This is a genomic window from Drancourtella sp. An57 (assembly GCF_002161525.1).
Taxonomy (GTDB): Bacteria; Bacillota; Clostridia; order Lachnospirales; family Lachnospiraceae; genus Sellimonas; species Sellimonas catena.
The window spans coordinates 46,429-62,305 of sequence record NZ_NFHY01000007.1; the positions used below are offsets into that span (position 1 = coordinate 46,429).

Genomic DNA, 15,877 nt, shown 5'->3' on the forward strand with positions numbered 1-15,877 from the left:
TTATATAATAGAGGCAGAAGAAGGAGGAAGAACAAATGGCAGCCATGAAAAAAGGAATGGCAGCGGCACTTGTAACGGCAGAAGTACTGTTCCTTCTGCTGCTCTCTGTGCTGGCTGCCATTTTGAATCTGTTTATTTTTTTAAAGCACTGCTTTTTCCGATCAAAAAATGATCGTTTCGCAGAATCTCGTAGGCCTTTTCGTAATTGTTGGAACGCATGTAGCGGATCATCTTTTTAAGATTTTCATTTGCCTTGTTGATGTGGAGTCCGTTCCGTACGGAATAAAGGCCCATCCGGATGACTTCATTCAGATAGTTTTCATAGATCCTGTTGATCCGTTCATTTTCAAATACACTGACAATCTCCATGTGCATCTGTGTATCGGCAAGCTCCCACTGATAGATGTCGCCGGCGCAAGCGCACATACGGACAACGCGCTCTTCAATCCGGTAGGAAAACTCTTCAGCTTTGCCGGACTGGAAGATTTCTTTAAACGCGGCACCTTCCAGAAGTTCCCGAAGCTGATAGATTTCCCGGATATCCCTGTCGGTAATTTCTTTTACAGTAATGGATTTATAATAGTCCCGGACAATCAGTCCCTCGGAATGCAAGGATTTGAGTGCGGTACGGATAGGGTTACGGCTCATATGAAGATCATCTGCGAGCATGGTCTCCGTAAGCTGCATGCCCGGAGGGTAGGTAAGATTCAGAATCCGCTCTTTGATCGTATGATATGCCTGATCGGCCAGAGAAATTTTGTCAGCCATGCGGACCACTCCTTTAATGTATACTAATAATATTATTGTATACAATTTATAACGAAAATTCAAGGGAAAATGATATAAAAAATAGTAGATTATTTTTCGAAGAATGATTGACAAGTACGTGGAAGAGTGATATTTTATAGATAGAAATTGTATACAACTGATTTAGATGTATACAAAACTGATTATAGCGGAAAAGGAGTGTAATACACATGAAGTTAGGATTTATCGGATGTGGAAATATGGCGGGCGCCATCATGGGAGGTATTATTAAAAAGGAAGTATTCAAACCGGAAGAGATTATCGGTTCTGACGTATTTGTACCGACCAGAGAAAAAGCAAGAGATACTTACGGGATTCAGATTACAGACAGTAATCTGGAAGTAGTTGAAAAGTCCGAAGTGATTGTTCTCGCTGTAAAACCGCAGTTCTATGAGTCTGTAATTACAGAGATCAAAGACAAAGTAACAGAAGATAAGATTATCATCACTATTGCACCGGGTAAAACTCTTGCATGGCTGGAAGAGAAATTCGGAAAGAAAGTCAAGATCGTAAGAACCATGCCTAACACACCTGCTATGGTCATGGAGGGGATGACAGCAGCATCACCGAACTCTTATCTGTCAGAAGAAGAAGTGAAGTATGCATGCCACATTCTGGAAAGTTTCGGAAAAGTAGAAGTGATTCCGGAGAGACTGATGGACGCAGTCGTAGGAGTAAGCGGCAGTTCACCGGCATATGTATTTATCCTGATCGAAGCAATGGCAGACGCAGCTGTTTCAGATGGTATGCCAAGAGCTCAGGCTTATAAATTCGCAGCACAGGCTGTTATGGGCAGCGCCAAGATGGTACTCGAAACAGGAAAACATCCGGGTGAATTAAAAGATATGGTATGTTCTCCGGCCGGTACAACGATTGAGGCTGTCAGAGTTCTGGAGGGTACAGGATTCAGAAGTTCTGTGATTGAGGCAATGAAAGCCTGCACAGATATTGCAAAGGGAATGTAAAACAGGTATACTGTAAAAGTACAGAATTGAGACAGCTCAGTTGTCAAAGTACAGCTGAGCTGTTTTTGTTCTACCGGAAAATCAGGACAACATTCCGGCAGAGGAATAGAGGTGCGTGATCCGCACAGATACAATGCAGAAGGAAGGAGCAAAACGGCAGCAATGGAAAAGAAAAAGAAGAGTGTAAAAGACAGAATTGTGTCGGCAGCCTGGGAATTGTTCTATGAGAAAGGATATGACTCGACAACAGTAGATGACATTATCAGACTGTCTGACACATCCAAGGGATCATTCTATTACTATTTTGACGGGAAAGATGCTCTCTTAAACACGTTGTCATCGGTGCTGGATGATCTGTATCTGACTTTGAAAGAAGAGATGGATCCTTACATGGACAGCTTTGAGAAACTGATGTTTTTAAATTACCGTTCTCATACGTTCATGGAAAAGACTATTAAAGTTGATCTGCTTGCGTCTTTGTATTCGACACAGTTGATTTCCAAAGGGGAGAGAAGCCTTCTGGATCAGAACAGGGAATATTATAAGCTGATTGCGTCCGTCATCGAAGAAGGACAAAAGCGGGGGGAAATCAACAGAAGAAAAAGCATTGCGGAGGTTGTGAAGTATTACTCCCTCTGTGAGCGGGCGCTTGTCACAGACTGGTGTCTGAATAAGGGAAGTTATTCTCTTGGGGAATACAGTAAGGAATATATGCCGATTATGATGGAAAGTTTCAGAGGAAAACAGTTGTCATGAATCAAATGGAGAAGAGAGAGGCGATGCGAGGCGCGTGCATTGCCGTAATCGGGGGAATTTTCTGGGGACTGGCAGGAGTGTTCGGGCAGTATCTGTTTACATACAAGGGCCTGAATGCACGCTGGCTGGTCAGTGTCCGGCTTGTACTGGCCGGGCTTCTTCTGCTTACGACCGTACTGGCAAAGCAGAAAAACGATATGTGGCGGATATGGAAGAAGAAACAGGATGTTTTCTGGCTTGTGCTGTTCGCGATTTTCGGGATGGCAGGATGCCAGCTGACCTACTATTCTGCCGTAGAAATGTCAAATGCCGGGACTGCGACCGTACTGCAATACACAGCTCCGGCCATTATTATGCTTTATACTGCCCTGCGGGCAAAGAAGATGCCGGGAATTCTGGAAATCGGAGCACTGGTCCTGGCGCTGTTCGGAACATTTGTCCTGGCAACCCACGGGAATATTCATTCCCTGGCCATTTCCAGAGAGGCACTCATCTGGGGGCTGACTTCGGCAGTGATGATGGCAGTTTATAACCTTCTGCCGCTGAAACTGATGAAAGAGTACGGGACGTTCTGCGTCATCGGATGGGGCATGCTGCTTGGCGGTGTTCTAATGTGCCTGTTCACAAGGCCGTGGCATGTGATCGGGACATGGGATATTCAGGCAGTCGGAGCCATGGCGGTTGTCGTGGTGGTAGGCACTGTACTGTCCTTTTCCTTTTATATGGAAGGTGTCCGGATCATCGGAGCTTCCAGAGCAAGTCTCTTTGCATCGGTGGAGCCGGTGACAGCGACGGCAGCCACCGTACTGATGATGCACGCCACATTTACGCTTTCGGACTTTTTCGGAATTCTCTGCATTATGGCGGCAGTACTGATTCTGTCGATACGGAAATAGAACAAAACGATCCCGTGATGATCGAAGACTTTGAAGGTCTTGGTTTTCACGGGATCGTTTTATTTATGAGGTTCAGGTTTCGGTGACGGTTCCCCGGTTATATGAGGGGAAGCCGTCTACGAAGCTGCGGCCCAAGAAGAAGAGCCAGAATGATTTTCAGAGCATCTCCCGGAAGATATGGGATGACACCGGCAAACAGCCCCTGTACAAAAGTCAGATTCATCTGTTGAGAAAGCCAGATGGTTCCAAAGAGATAGGTGACCAGGCTTCCGAGAATCAGACCCGTAAGAGCAAAGACAATTCCGCGGCGTCCTTCTCCTTTTTGCAGGAAAACTCCGCCGATCAGGATCAGAAAGAGAAATCCGATCAGATATCCTCCGGTCGGTCCGGCAAGCTTACCGATGCCTCCGGAAAATCCGGAAAAAACCGGGAGACCGCAAAGGCCCAGCAGCATATATACGATGTAGCTTACAAACAGCTGGCGCCATGGCAGGATAAACAGACCGATATAAAGGACCAGATTGGTCAGTGTGACTGGCACAGGACTTACCGGAATGGGAATGGAAAGCGGTGCCAGAATACAGATGACAGCTGTCATCAGTGCTGTAAGTACAAGATAACGGGTTGAAACGGAAGATGTTGATGTATGATTCATGAAAGTTCTCCTTTTCTGTATGTGTAGGATTTTATATGTATAGGAGAAGTATACCGTTAGATACATCAATTGTCAACCAAAATAAAAAGAATGGGTTTACGATTGGACGGTTCAGGAATTCCGGAATTTCATGGAAAGCATCTGACATGCAAGTTTCCGGCCGAACAGGCGGGCAATAAATCCGACCAGCAGAGCGGCGATGATAGTGCCTTCCCTGATTCCATCCAGTCTGCGGGCAAACAGAAGGGAGAGAATGCCGGCAATCACTGCGAGTGATACATCAAAAGCCACTTTCGTAGAGCCGAATTCCGTCTTCCACGTAGAAGAAACTGCACGGACAAAAGATTCTCCCGGAAGCATGGCCACATTAGCAAGCACTTCGGTGTAGACACCAAACCCCAGTATGACACATCCGATTAACAGATAAATGACAGAAGCCATATAAGTCTGAGGATGAATGAAGAAGAGCAGTTCCATGGTCAGATCGATAAAGTATCCAAACAGAATGGAGATCGGGATCTGCAGCAGATGTTCTGCCTTAAAATTCCGGCGGAGAATGGCAAGCTGAATCAGAATCAGAAGCAGACTGAAGGCGATTGTGAACTGCCCTAGTGTCAACGGAAAGTTCAGGCTGAGTACATAGGGAATCGACGAAATCGGTGATGTCCCGAGATCTGCCTTTGTAATCAGACTGACTCCCAGTGAATTAATAAAAAGTCCAATTAGAAATACAGCATATCGTTTCAATTTTTCCATGATTTGATGACCTCCTCTGAATATCAAGATACCGTATTCTCATAAATACGCTGAAAGATCCGTAAAAATTTTTCCCTGTCTTCCGATGAAATATCGCGAAATGCCTGCTCTTCCAGATCAGAAAACGCATGATCGACCTGCCGGGACAAAAGGCTGCCCTTTTCGGTCAGAAACACATACAGGCTTCTCCGGTTGCCATGCATCATGCGGCGCTCAACGAGTCCGGCTTCTTCCATCCGGTTTAATAGTGTAGTAAGTGTGCCCGGCTCGATATGACACCCTTTGGCAATCTCTTTCTGGCTTATGCCGTTATGATCTTTCAGGTAATCAAGAATTTTCGGCTGTCCGATTGTCAGGCCGGTGTCTCTGAGTCTGGACAAAAGATCTTTTTGGAAAGTCGAGTGTTCAGCCATAATCAGATAATGAAATGAATAAGACATTTGAAATAGTCTCCTTTCGTTTTTCGTATACTTACACAAAAGTTTTGAATTGAAATAGTTTGAATTCAAATAAAACATACCTATTATATAAGGAACGGGAAAGGATTGTCAAGTTCTGCATTGTAAAGCAGAAGTGGCTATGTTATAGTAAAAACGCACGAAGAAGCGAGGAGAATGTATGAAATACCGTATTCTGCTGGTGGAAGATGATGAGATGATGGTGGAAATCCTGAAGAGAAATCTGGAAAAATGGGGATATCTTGCCCGGGGGATTACTGATTTTCAAAATGTCATGGATGAATTTCAATCATTTGAACCGCAGCTCGTCCTGATGGATATCTCCCTTCCGTTTTATAACGGATATTACTGGTGCGGGGAAATCCGGAAAGTGAGTCAGGTGCCGGTGATTTTTCTGTCCTCCTCCGGCGATGATATGAATCTTGTGATGGCAATTCAACTGGGGGCGGATGATTTTGTCGCAAAACCGTTCCGGATGGATGTATTGACGGCAAAGATTCAGGCCGTGCTCAGGAGGGCATACACATTCGGGGTGTCCAGCCCGGAGGTGTTGGCCCACAAAGGAGTGACCCTGAACCTGGATTCGCAGATACTTGCTTTCGGGGATCAGAAACTGGAACTCGGAAAGAATGAATTCGGGATTCTGCGGACGCTTCTGGAACATCCGGGGAAGATCATAGAGCGGACAGAACTGATCCGAAATCTCTGGGAGACAGAAAGTTATATCGATGACAATACGTTGACTGTAAATGTGACAAGACTTCGGAGAAGGCTGGAAGAGATCGGCCTGAAAGACTATATTCTCACGAAGAAAGGTGTGGGATATTATGTGGAAGAATAACTGCTTTGTCTCGTACCTGCATGCCGCGCGCAGGACAGAAGCCTTCTTTTTCGGAATTTTGATTCTGGAGGGGGCGGTCTATTCCCTCTACGGACTTCCGTGGGGACCGGCCGTCTATACGATGCTTCTTTCCACCGCATTCTTTCTTCTGGTCTGGGGAGCAGGATTTTTTGCTTACAGGAAAAAATGGAGATGGATGAAGCAGCTGGAAGAAACAATAGAGATGGAAAGCGTGGAATTCCCGCGGGCGTGGAACGGGGTGGAAGCGCAGTATCAGGAGATTATCAGGAAGCGGGAGTGGTTCTGGCGGGAACACGAAAGCAGGGAACAGGCAAAGCGGAAACAAGAGGATGCCTACTATACACGCTGGAGCCATCAGATCAAGACGCCGGTATCTGTGATGGGGCTTTTGCTGCAGGAAGAGGAGCCGGACAAGGAGGCCATGCGCCATGAGATGTTACAGATCGAGCAGTATATTGCCATGGCTCTGCACTACCAGAAACTGGAAAAGGGAGGAAACGATTTGCGGTTCAGCCATTACCGGGCCGGGGATCTGGTAAAACAGGCGGTCCGGAATACCTCGGAACTGTTTATACATAAGAAGATTTCCCTTCAGATCGGGGAAAATCTGGATTTTGATGTTCTGACGGACGAGAAGTGGTTTGTGTTTATTCTGGAGCAGATTTTGACGAATGCAGTAAAATATACGAAGCAGGGTGGCGTTTCCGTTTTTCGGGAAGGAGAAGGCACTCTGGCGGTTCGGGATACAGGAATCGGAATTCTGCCTGAGGATCTTCCGCGGGTATTCGAGTGGGGATATACCGGATATAATGGAAGACTCGATAAACGTTCCACCGGCATCGGACTGTCCCTTGTGAAATCCGCAGCCGATCTTCTCGAACATCCGGTCCGGATCACTTCCGAAGCAGGAAAAGGGACGACCGTCCGGATCGATACAAAAAGAGTTCAGCTGGATACGGTGTGACAGAAATCTTACACCGGTGTAAGAATAGAAAGAGAAAGTGTAAGCCCGATCGATGGCATCCACTTTCTTTTTTTCTTATAATAATGGCAGAAAAGAAAAAGAAGAAAGGGAGAGGATGGATATGGCATTACTGGAAGTCAGACATCTGAAAAAAACATATACAAACCGGTTCGGGACCAATCAGGTGCAGGCATTAAGAGATGTCTCCTTTACGATAGAAGAAGGAGAATTCACGGCGGTGATGGGAGAATCCGGATCCGGAAAGACAACATTGTTAAATCTGCTGGCCTCCTTTGACCGGCCGACGGGCGGGGAAATCATTTTAAACGGACTTTCCTTTCAGAATATCCGGGAAAAGGATCTGGCGTCTTACCGGAGAAAAAATCTGGGATTTGTCTTTCAGGACTTTAATCTTTTGGACACTCTTTCTGTCAAAGACAATATTTTTCTGCCGTTGGTATTGGCAGGGGCCAAGCCGGAAGAAATGAAAAAACGGGTGATGCCTCTTGCGAAAGTACTGCGGATTGACGATCTGATGGAAAAATTTCCATATGAAATTTCGGGAGGACAAAAACAGAGAACTGCAATTGCAAGGGCACTGATTACAGAACCGAGGCTCGTGCTTGCGGATGAACCGACCGGGGCACTGGATTCCCGGGCATCTAATGAACTTTTAAACATGTTCGAACAGATTAACCGGGCAGGCCAGACGATTCTCATGGTGACCCACAGTACAAAAGCGGCAAGCCACGCCGGAAGGGTACTCTTTATCAAAGACGGCATCGTATATCATCAGATTTACAGAGGAGATAAGAGTAGGGAGGAGATGTTCAAAAGCATTTCCGAAACATTGACCGTGATGGCGTCGGGAGGGAAAACACATGCGTAATTCCTTATATTTCAAACTGGCACGATCAAACCTCAAAAAGAACCGCCAGATTTATTTTCCGTATACGCTGGCAAATATACTGATTGTCAGCATGTATTATATTTTAAAAAGCATCCGCTCCATGATGCTGAAATACGAGACGACACAAGGATCCAATTCGGATATGATTTTAAATTTCTGCACGATTGTGGCCGTGATTATGGCATGCATTATTCTGTTCTATGTGAACAGCTTTGTCATCCGGCAGAGAAAAAAGGAAATCGGGCTGTACTGCGTTTTGCGCATGGAAAAACGCCATCTGTCCACGATGATGTTCTGGGAAGTCCTGATTACAGCTCTGCGCGGACTTGTTGGCGGCATGATCGCCGGAGCGCTGCTCAGCCAGTTGGTGTTCCTGATCTTTTTATCCATGCTTCGGATTCCGTCGGACCTGCGGTTTGAAATTCCCCTCGATGCAGTTGGAAACACCTGTCTGACCTTCGGGATTCTGTATCTGATTGTTTTGATTTATAATATTTTGGCTGTTGTAAGAACGAATCCGATCGAATTTCTGCAGGGGGCAAAAGAAGGGGAAAAAGAACCAAAAGTACGGAAACTGCCGGCAATCCTCGGTGTTGTCCTCCTTGCGGCAGGGTATACATTTGCTATCGGAGCACAGGGAGTCTATGAGACACTCAAAATATTTCTGCCGGCTGTCGTACTGGTGATTGCAGCCACCTACCTGCTGTTCCTTGCGGGAAGCATTGCATTCCTGAAATGGATGAAAAAGCGGGAAAAAATTTATTACCGGCCGAGAAATTTTATCACGATTTCCGGAATGATCTACCGAATGAAACAAAACGCCGCAGGACTTGCAACGATCTGTATTTTATCTACAGCCGTGATTGTATCCATCTCCACAAGTTTCAGCCTGTACCTTGGGGAAGAAGACATTCTGGAAAAACGATTTCCAAGAGATTACATGAGCAGCTGTATCCTTGACGGACAGGAAAGTAATGGTACGGTACTGCAGGAGGCTGTCCAGAAACATGCTGACAGAACCGGTGTCAAGGTAACGGAAGGATTCGGGTACAAGCAGCTGTGGATGGCAGGATTTCAGGAAGCAAACGGAACATTTACACTGTCCGACGGAGAACAGGCAGATGCCTCAAAACTTTATGTATTTGCATTCCTGACACAGGACGATTACAGCAAAAACACAGGAGAAAAACTGGACCTGGCGAAGGGAGAGGCGGCTGTTTATGAAAAAAACAAAAACCAGGTTTCAGAAACGCTGACACTGGATCAATTAAGCTGGAACGTCAGAACCACCGTTGACGATCCCGGTATCTGGAACGAGGCACTTTACCTGTCAGACGCAAACTTCATGGCTGTCATTCTGCCTGATCTGAAATCGATGGAAACAGTCCTGAACGCTTACAATGAACGCTATGCAGACACCAGGGCGGGAAGCAGAGAAATTACCTACGAATACTACTATAATATAGAAGGGACAGATGCAGAGAAAGATACCTTTTTCAAAACATTAAGAGAAAATCTCGTTGAAGACGTAGAGCGCCTGATGACAGTCGACAACATTGACCAGGCAAGGGCACACTATTACGAACAATACGGCACCTTTCTGTTCATTGGAATCTTCCTCTCCATCCTCTTCCTGATCGCAGCATCACTTATCATTTACTACAAACAGATTACAGAAGGATTCGACGACAGAGAACGATACCAGATCATGAAAAAAGTCGGCATGACCAACGACGAAATCCGCTCCACCATCCGAAGACAGATCCTGCAGGTCTTCTTCCTGCCACTTTTGATGGCAGCAATGCACACTGCAGCCGCCTTCCCGGCACTTGTGGATATCATGCGGGCGCTGAACCTCATCAACCAGACTGTCTTCACAAAATGCACCATAGCCGTCACACTCACCTTCGCGGCCATATACTTTATCATTTACACCATTACCTCACACACGTACTACCGCATTGTACGATAGAACTTATCGTAATTTATCGGGGACATTAATTTATCGGGGACGTGTTCCGACGCATCGGAACACGTCCCCGATAATCGTTGTAATAACAACATTTTAAAATACCAAAAATCCTGGAAACCCTTGAAAATACTGGGGAAAAGTAAAAATAGAAAGGAAAAGTATCAAAACTTATCAAATCAATAAACAGAGCACGTCGTGTACCTGTGAAAAAAATCTGACAATAAGAGAAAAAAATAAAATTATATAGTAGATGATTAGAAGTTACAAAAGTATTAAATAGGGAGAATGCAATGTAAAACAGGAGGATAGCACGGGAAAACGAAATAAAATATTACAAAATAAAAAGAAATATGTGATAGAAATGAAAAGAAAACTTAAAAACAACTTTATATTTTTTCAATAGGGGACATGTTCCGGCGCATCGGAACACGTCCCCTATCAATGTGCTGTAAAAATGGAAGAATGTGACCTGTTTTTATGTCGATATGCTCAAAAATTTGACATTAGGACATATAAATTGGTCATTCTTCCATTCATAAGGCAGGGTGCGGATTGTATAATTACATCCGAAGAAGACAAGTAATATTAGTTTTCAGATGAACCGGTTTTAAGTTTTCGATATGCAGATGGAGAGTATCCGGTTGCATTGCGAAACATTTTTGAAAACGCTAGTATAGTTGTCACTAATTAACTCGACTTTTCAAGAGACAATGTTTCAACCTGTGCTTCTTCATTCGGATTGATTTCATCAAGTCGATATTTCCAGTGATAGACAACAGGGGTATCATTGATCTCTTCAAAATATTTATATATTCGCTCCACCAGCTCACTTTTCGTTTTTACACGAATGCCTTTTAACGACTGACGGGTGAGTTTGCTGAAAAATCCTTCTACAAGATTTAGCCAGGAACCATGCTTCGGAGTGAATACAAACTCAAATCTTCCGGGAACACCAGCCAGATATTTTCTCGTTTCTTGGGAGGTATGCACCTGGAGATTATCTAATACTAATCGGATTTTATCCTCTTTAGGATACTTGGAATCCAGTAGCTGAAGGAACTCTATATACTCTTTGCTGCTATGCCGATCCCTCACAAGTGGAATCGCCTCTCCTGTTTGCAGGTCGATCCCGGCAAGCAGGGAAATAGTTCCAAGACGTTTGTATTCATAGTCTCTGCTGATTGTTTTGTGATTTTCATCCGGCGGAAGATCCTCCGTTATATTGGCAATGGCCTGTATGCCTGGTTTCTCATCATAGGAGAGTACATGAGTTACCTGTTCATTCTCAGGAAAAGGCAATAATTGTCCATTTTCGTCAAACTGAAGCGACAACTGCTTATAAACCAGAAGGACGTTATGCATCTTCTGATCAAAGTCAGGATCGCGGTTTTCGCAGTAATACGTGATCTTATTCGGCTTAATTTCTGCTTCTTCAAGTATTGTGCGAACCTTTGACTGACTTATGGTTGAAAGACGTATATGACCGGCTTCTTCTGCAAACTGATGGATATGTTTTGTTAGAAGGGCTCTGGTCCATACTTCAGCGGAATAACCAAGATCTACAGGTTTCTGACATGCAATGTTAATAATCCACGCCTTTTCGGTATCTGTGATTTCAGCATTGCGGCCACGGCCGGGAGCATCAGAGAGGGCATTTTCAACGCCGCCCTCCTTAAACTTTTTTAAGCAAAGCATAACGCTGCATCGGTTGATACCAACTTTATCAGCGATTACATCAATCGGTTCACCATCCGCTTTCAATAAAAGGATCCGAGCTCTGCAAACAGTCTGTGCCTGAATGGTACGAGAACGTGTCTGTAATTCAAGATAAGACCGTTCCTCTGGAGTAAGTGTTATTGTTGTTGCTTTTCTTCCCATGATATTGCCCTCCATAGTTAATGTATAGAGATTATATCATAGGTTGATTATATAGTCGAGTTAATTAAAAACATTTATACTAGGGAATCTTCATATCCTACATTATGGGCAATATCTTTAATGAATATATCGGTGGAGGCGAGCAGATTTTTGGCCTGTTCAATCCGATAATTTAAGAGATATTTTTGTGGAGACATCTGTAGTTTCTTGTTAAAAATGTAGAACAGATAAGATCGTGTAATACCTATATAGTCGGCGATGTCCTGAATGTGAATATTCTTATTGTAATTAAAGTGTATGTACTGCAGGGCGTGTTCAAAATATGTCTCAGGAAGGTAGTCGTGATGCTTCTGAGGATATTGGGAATCGGCTGAGTGGGAAGAAGCAGTCAGCATGGAAAAGAGTGAAAACAACAGACTGACACGACAAAGTTCGTTGGTAATGGTCAGCTGATGGGTTTTCAGCATTTTCCGGATAACATCAGCGTATTCTTCCGGATCGCTGTTGCAGTCTCGGATATATGGGGAGGAGCCGAAGCCGGCCTGTTCCATATACTGTGCGGACTTGTTTCCGAGAAAGCTGATAAAAGCGTAGGTCCACGGTGTCTGGCTGTCGGCATAATAGCGGGCTTGAGTATTTGGAGGAATCAGAAAGATCTGTCCCTTTTTCAGATGATGGATCTGATGATCAATTTCAAAGTAGCCGCTTCCATCGAGAATAAAATGCATATGGTACTGAGGGCGGAGCTTTGGACCCCACGTATAGTTTGGAGGGCATTTCTGAATGCCGCACCTTGTCAGATACAGATCGTTGGTTTGATGTTCAATATGGTCGAGACACTGGAAGCCGACAACATCACGATATACATTTGTTTCCATATGAGTCCCTCCTTTGAAGCGAAGTTAAAATTACATGAATATAGCATAAAAGTATTTCAGAAAAAAGTCAAGGCAAGGAGAATCAAAATGAAAGTTGTAAGTAATATCAAAGCAGAATTGAACTGGACTTCCAGATCCTTACCGGATGGACGTCAGGTTTACAACATATCCCTGGATCAGATTCCGGAGGGAGCGGATCAGACGGTCATTACCTGTGAATGGAGTTTTCCGATCTGCGATATAGCTGGGAAATGGCATCCGAACTGCAGATATGACAGAACAGTGAAAGCGGACTGGGCGCATGGAGAGGTTTCCATGAGTTCTGTATCAGCCCCATTGGTAGTATTTTTCAGCGAGGATGGAAAAAACAGCGGTACATTTGCTGTTTCCGAGGCGAAAAAGATTGTCAGGATGAATCTGGGTGTTCATGAAGAAGACGGAACGATGAAATGCTGTGTGGATATTCATGTGGGGGCGGCAGATGAAGATCATTATGAAGTATCTGTTCTGATGGATTACAGAAAGATCAGGTATGAACAGGCAATCAGAGAAGTTGGAATCTGGTGGGAGAAAGAATGCGGATTTGAGCCGGCATTTGTGCCGGAAGACGCGAAAGAGCCGATGTACTCTTTCTGGTATTCTTACCATCAGGAAATCACAGATGAAGAGATCGAAAAGGAATGCCGCAATGCAAAGGAACTGGGATTTAAGACCGTAATTGTAGATGACGGCTGGCAGACTGATGACATAAATCGTGGTTATGGGTACTGCGGAGACTGGGAAGTCGCTGAAAAGAAAATCAAAAATATGCAGCAGCATGTAGATAATGTTCACAAGCTGGGGATGAAATACCTGCTGTGGTTCAGCGTTCCTTATGTTGGTATGTATTCAAAAATGTGGGAATTATTCCATGATAAGCTGATCGCGGTAGATGAAGAACAGCATACGGGAATTTTGGATATCAGATATCCAAAAGTCAGAGCATATTTAAAAAATATTTATGTGAAAGCTGTACGTGAATGGGGACTTGACGGTCTGAAACTTGATTTCATCGATGAGTTCTATGAGAGAAAAGATACACCAAAGGCGAATGCCGATATGGACTGTGTTTGCCTCCAGACAGCGCTTGACAAGCTGCTTGGTGAGACGATGGAAGAACTCAAAAAGATCGATGAAAACATTCTGATTGAATTCAGACAGCGTTACATCGGACCGTTTATCAAGAAATACGGAAATATGTTGAGAGTCTGTGACTGTCCGGAATCCGGACTTGCAAACAGAGTCGGAAGCATTGATCTGAGACTGATGAATGAACATACAGCAGTTCACTGCGATCCGATTGTCTGGAATGAGGGAGAGACACCAGAGACAGCAGCACTGCAGATTGTAAATGCACTTTTTTCAACGCTGCAGTTTTCCGTAAAGACGGAATATCTGACAGATGCACATAAAAAAATGATCCGCAATTATATGGAGTTTATGCGGGAACATAAAGCATTACTGCAGGAGAGCGCAGTGACGGCAGAAGAACCGCAGAATTTATATCCGGAAGTCAGCGTAAGAGATGACGAGACGGAGATCGTAGCATTGTATTCAACCGGCCGGGTAGTTACTATCGGCTCACAACAGAGAGATTCCATCATTGTGAACGGAACAAGGGCAGAAGAAATTTATGTAAGAACAGAAAATGAAACAGCTGTCAAAGTCGTTCAGATTGACTGTTTCGGAACTGTTGTGAAGGAAGAAAGAATGATGCTTTCAGGCATCAAAAGTATTCCTTGTACTACGGCGGGGCGGATTGAAATAAAAAAAGAAAAATAAAAAACGGAGGTAGTAACATGAAAAAGAGAATGAAAAGACTTGCAGCAGTTGGGCTTGTAACAGCGATGACAGGTACGATGCTTCTTGGATGTGGAGGTGGAAGCGGAAGTGACAGTGGAAGCGACACAACCAGTGATGGAAAAGTAAAAATTCGTTTTGCATCCTGGGAGACAGGAGATACACTGGACAGCCAACAGGAATGTGTTGATCAGTTTAATGAGAGCCAGGACAAGATCGAAGTTGTTCTGGAAGGATGGGGATCTGATTTCGACACAAAGATGACAGCCAGTATGGGAGCAGGAGATGCACCGGACGTTATGTATATGTGGGATTACCCGACATATTCTGAAAGCCTGGAACCACTCGATGAGTATATTGAAGCTGAAGGAGAAGATTACAAGAACAATTTCTTCGAAGCACTTTGGCCATACAACTCTATGAATGATCAGATTTATGGTGTACCGGTCAGTGTAGTTACATCCTGTCTGTACTACAACAAAGACCTGTTTGATCAGGCTGGTGTAGAATACCCGACAGATGACTGGACATGGGAAGATGTGGCAGAAGCATCTAAGCAGATTCAGTCCAAGCTGGATGATGTAAATGGATTTACGCTTCCGATCGGAACACTTCCATACACACTGGAAATGTATCTGTGGAGCAATGGAACCGCGTTTGTTGACGAAGATGGAAAACTGGACGGCAACATCAACAGTGACAAGTCTATAGAAGTATTCCAGACATTCCAGGATATGGAAAAAGATGGCGTATTATACGCATCTGAAGAAAGTGGACAGACAGAAATGCTGGGCGGCAAAACAGCAATGTACGTAGATGGTACATGGCCGATCAAACAGTTTGATGAAGAAGGACTGAATTATGGTATTGCCCAGATTCCGAAATTTGAAGGAACAGAACATTCTATCAGTGTTATTAATACATCTGGTATTGCAATCTCCAAAGACAGCAAGCACAAAGAAGAAGCTTGGGAATTCCTGAAATTCTGGACAGGTGAGGAGATGAATAAATATCGTATTAATACAGAATTACCGGCATTAAAGTCTGTTGTTGACTCTGAAGGTCTGAGAGAAGACGAAAAATATGCTCCATTCTATACAGCGCTTGACAATTGTGCAGGTTATGTACCGGCAAGCTTTATTACTGAAGGATGGACGGAGATTGACGCAGATGTTCAGCTTGCATTTGAAAGCATTATCAATCCAAGCAGCCTTGCAGATGTAAAAGATACTCTGAATGAAGTTGTTGAAGCACACGAATAAGGTTGTAGAATAAAAATAT

15 protein-coding genes are annotated in these 15,877 nt (G+C 44.3%); 9 read left to right on the forward strand and 6 right to left on the reverse strand.

The window, feature by feature from the left end; genetic code table 11:
* Positions 1-132 precede the first annotated feature (132 nt).
* Complete coding sequence (locus B5G11_RS07080; RefSeq protein WP_087252666.1) at positions 133-768, reverse strand: GntR family transcriptional regulator; 636 nt, start codon at positions 766-768, stop codon at positions 133-135.
* Positions 769-971: 203 nt separating this feature from the next.
* Between B5G11_RS07080 and proC the strand changes: the two genes are divergently transcribed.
* From proC to B5G11_RS07095, 3 genes are all read left to right on the forward strand, one after another.
* Positions 972-1,772, forward strand: coding sequence for a pyrroline-5-carboxylate reductase (gene proC / locus B5G11_RS07085; protein ID WP_343215484.1), 801 nt, complete (start codon positions 972-974; stop codon positions 1,770-1,772).
* Between the two features lie 162 nt (positions 1,773-1,934).
* Positions 1,935-2,528, forward strand: a complete 594-nt coding sequence (locus B5G11_RS07090) for a TetR/AcrR family transcriptional regulator (protein WP_087167260.1) — start codon at positions 1,935-1,937, stop codon at positions 2,526-2,528.
* Positions 2,525-3,424 (forward strand): DMT family transporter, encoded by a 900-nt coding sequence (locus tag B5G11_RS07095; RefSeq protein WP_087252667.1) that lies wholly within the window; start codon positions 2,525-2,527, stop codon positions 3,422-3,424. Before B5G11_RS07090 ends, B5G11_RS07095 begins: the two co-directional genes overlap by 4 nt.
* A 97-nt stretch (positions 3,425-3,521) precedes the next feature.
* On the opposite strand, the gene B5G11_RS07100 is transcribed toward B5G11_RS07095, so the two are convergent.
* The 3 genes from B5G11_RS07100 to B5G11_RS07110 all read right to left on the reverse strand — a co-directional run bounded on the left by B5G11_RS07100 (position 3,522) and on the right by B5G11_RS07110 (position 5,275).
* A complete protein-coding gene (locus tag B5G11_RS07100; RefSeq protein WP_087167216.1) occupies positions 3,522-4,079 on the reverse strand; it encodes a biotin transporter BioY in 558 nt (185 codons plus the stop codon).
* Positions 4,080-4,190: 111 nt separating this feature from the next.
* On the reverse strand, positions 4,191-4,835 hold the full coding sequence (locus tag B5G11_RS07105; RefSeq protein WP_087252668.1) for a DUF6198 family protein: 645 nt from the start codon (positions 4,833-4,835) through the stop codon (positions 4,191-4,193).
* 23 nt (positions 4,836-4,858) lie between these two features.
* A complete protein-coding gene (locus B5G11_RS07110) occupies positions 4,859-5,275 on the reverse strand; it encodes a MarR family transcriptional regulator (protein WP_087252669.1) in 417 nt (138 codons plus the stop codon).
* Between the two features lie 178 nt (positions 5,276-5,453).
* Between B5G11_RS07110 and B5G11_RS07115 the strand changes: the two genes are divergently transcribed.
* The 4 genes from B5G11_RS07115 to B5G11_RS07130 all read left to right on the forward strand — a co-directional run bounded on the left by B5G11_RS07115 (position 5,454) and on the right by B5G11_RS07130 (position 10,001).
* Positions 5,454-6,134 (forward strand): response regulator transcription factor, encoded by a 681-nt coding sequence (locus B5G11_RS07115; protein ID WP_087252670.1) that lies wholly within the window; start codon positions 5,454-5,456, stop codon positions 6,132-6,134.
* Positions 6,121-7,119: a sensor histidine kinase gene (locus tag B5G11_RS07120; protein WP_087252671.1), complete on the forward strand. Its 999-nt coding sequence runs from the start codon at positions 6,121-6,123 to the stop codon at positions 7,117-7,119. The genes B5G11_RS07115 and B5G11_RS07120 overlap by 14 nt, the downstream gene beginning before the upstream one ends.
* A 121-nt stretch (positions 7,120-7,240) precedes the next feature.
* Complete coding sequence (locus tag B5G11_RS07125; protein WP_087252750.1) at positions 7,241-8,008, forward strand: ABC transporter ATP-binding protein; 768 nt, start codon at positions 7,241-7,243, stop codon at positions 8,006-8,008.
* Entirely contained in the window at positions 8,001-10,001 is a 2,001-nt protein-coding gene (locus B5G11_RS07130) for an ABC transporter permease (protein ID WP_087252672.1), read from the forward strand. Before B5G11_RS07125 ends, B5G11_RS07130 begins: the two co-directional genes overlap by 8 nt.
* Positions 10,002-10,688: 687 nt before the next feature.
* On the opposite strand, the gene B5G11_RS07135 is transcribed toward B5G11_RS07130, so the two are convergent.
* Both B5G11_RS07135 and B5G11_RS07140 read right to left on the reverse strand, forming a co-directional pair.
* Complete coding sequence (locus B5G11_RS07135; RefSeq protein WP_070090375.1) at positions 10,689-11,879, reverse strand: IS630 family transposase; 1,191 nt, start codon at positions 11,877-11,879, stop codon at positions 10,689-10,691.
* A 74-nt stretch (positions 11,880-11,953) separates the two neighbouring features.
* Entirely contained in the window at positions 11,954-12,757 is an 804-nt protein-coding gene (locus B5G11_RS07140) for an AraC family transcriptional regulator (protein ID WP_087252673.1), read from the reverse strand.
* 87 nt (positions 12,758-12,844) lie between these two features.
* Between B5G11_RS07140 and B5G11_RS07145 the strand changes: the two genes are divergently transcribed.
* Positions 12,845-14,578, forward strand: a complete 1,734-nt coding sequence (locus tag B5G11_RS07145) for a glycoside hydrolase family 36 protein (protein ID WP_158099229.1) — start codon at positions 12,845-12,847, stop codon at positions 14,576-14,578.
* A 17-nt stretch (positions 14,579-14,595) separates the two neighbouring features.
* Positions 14,596-15,858, forward strand: a complete 1,263-nt coding sequence (locus tag B5G11_RS07150) for a sugar ABC transporter substrate-binding protein (RefSeq protein ID WP_087252675.1) — start codon at positions 14,596-14,598, stop codon at positions 15,856-15,858.
* The last annotated feature ends 19 nt before the right edge of the window (positions 15,859-15,877 follow it).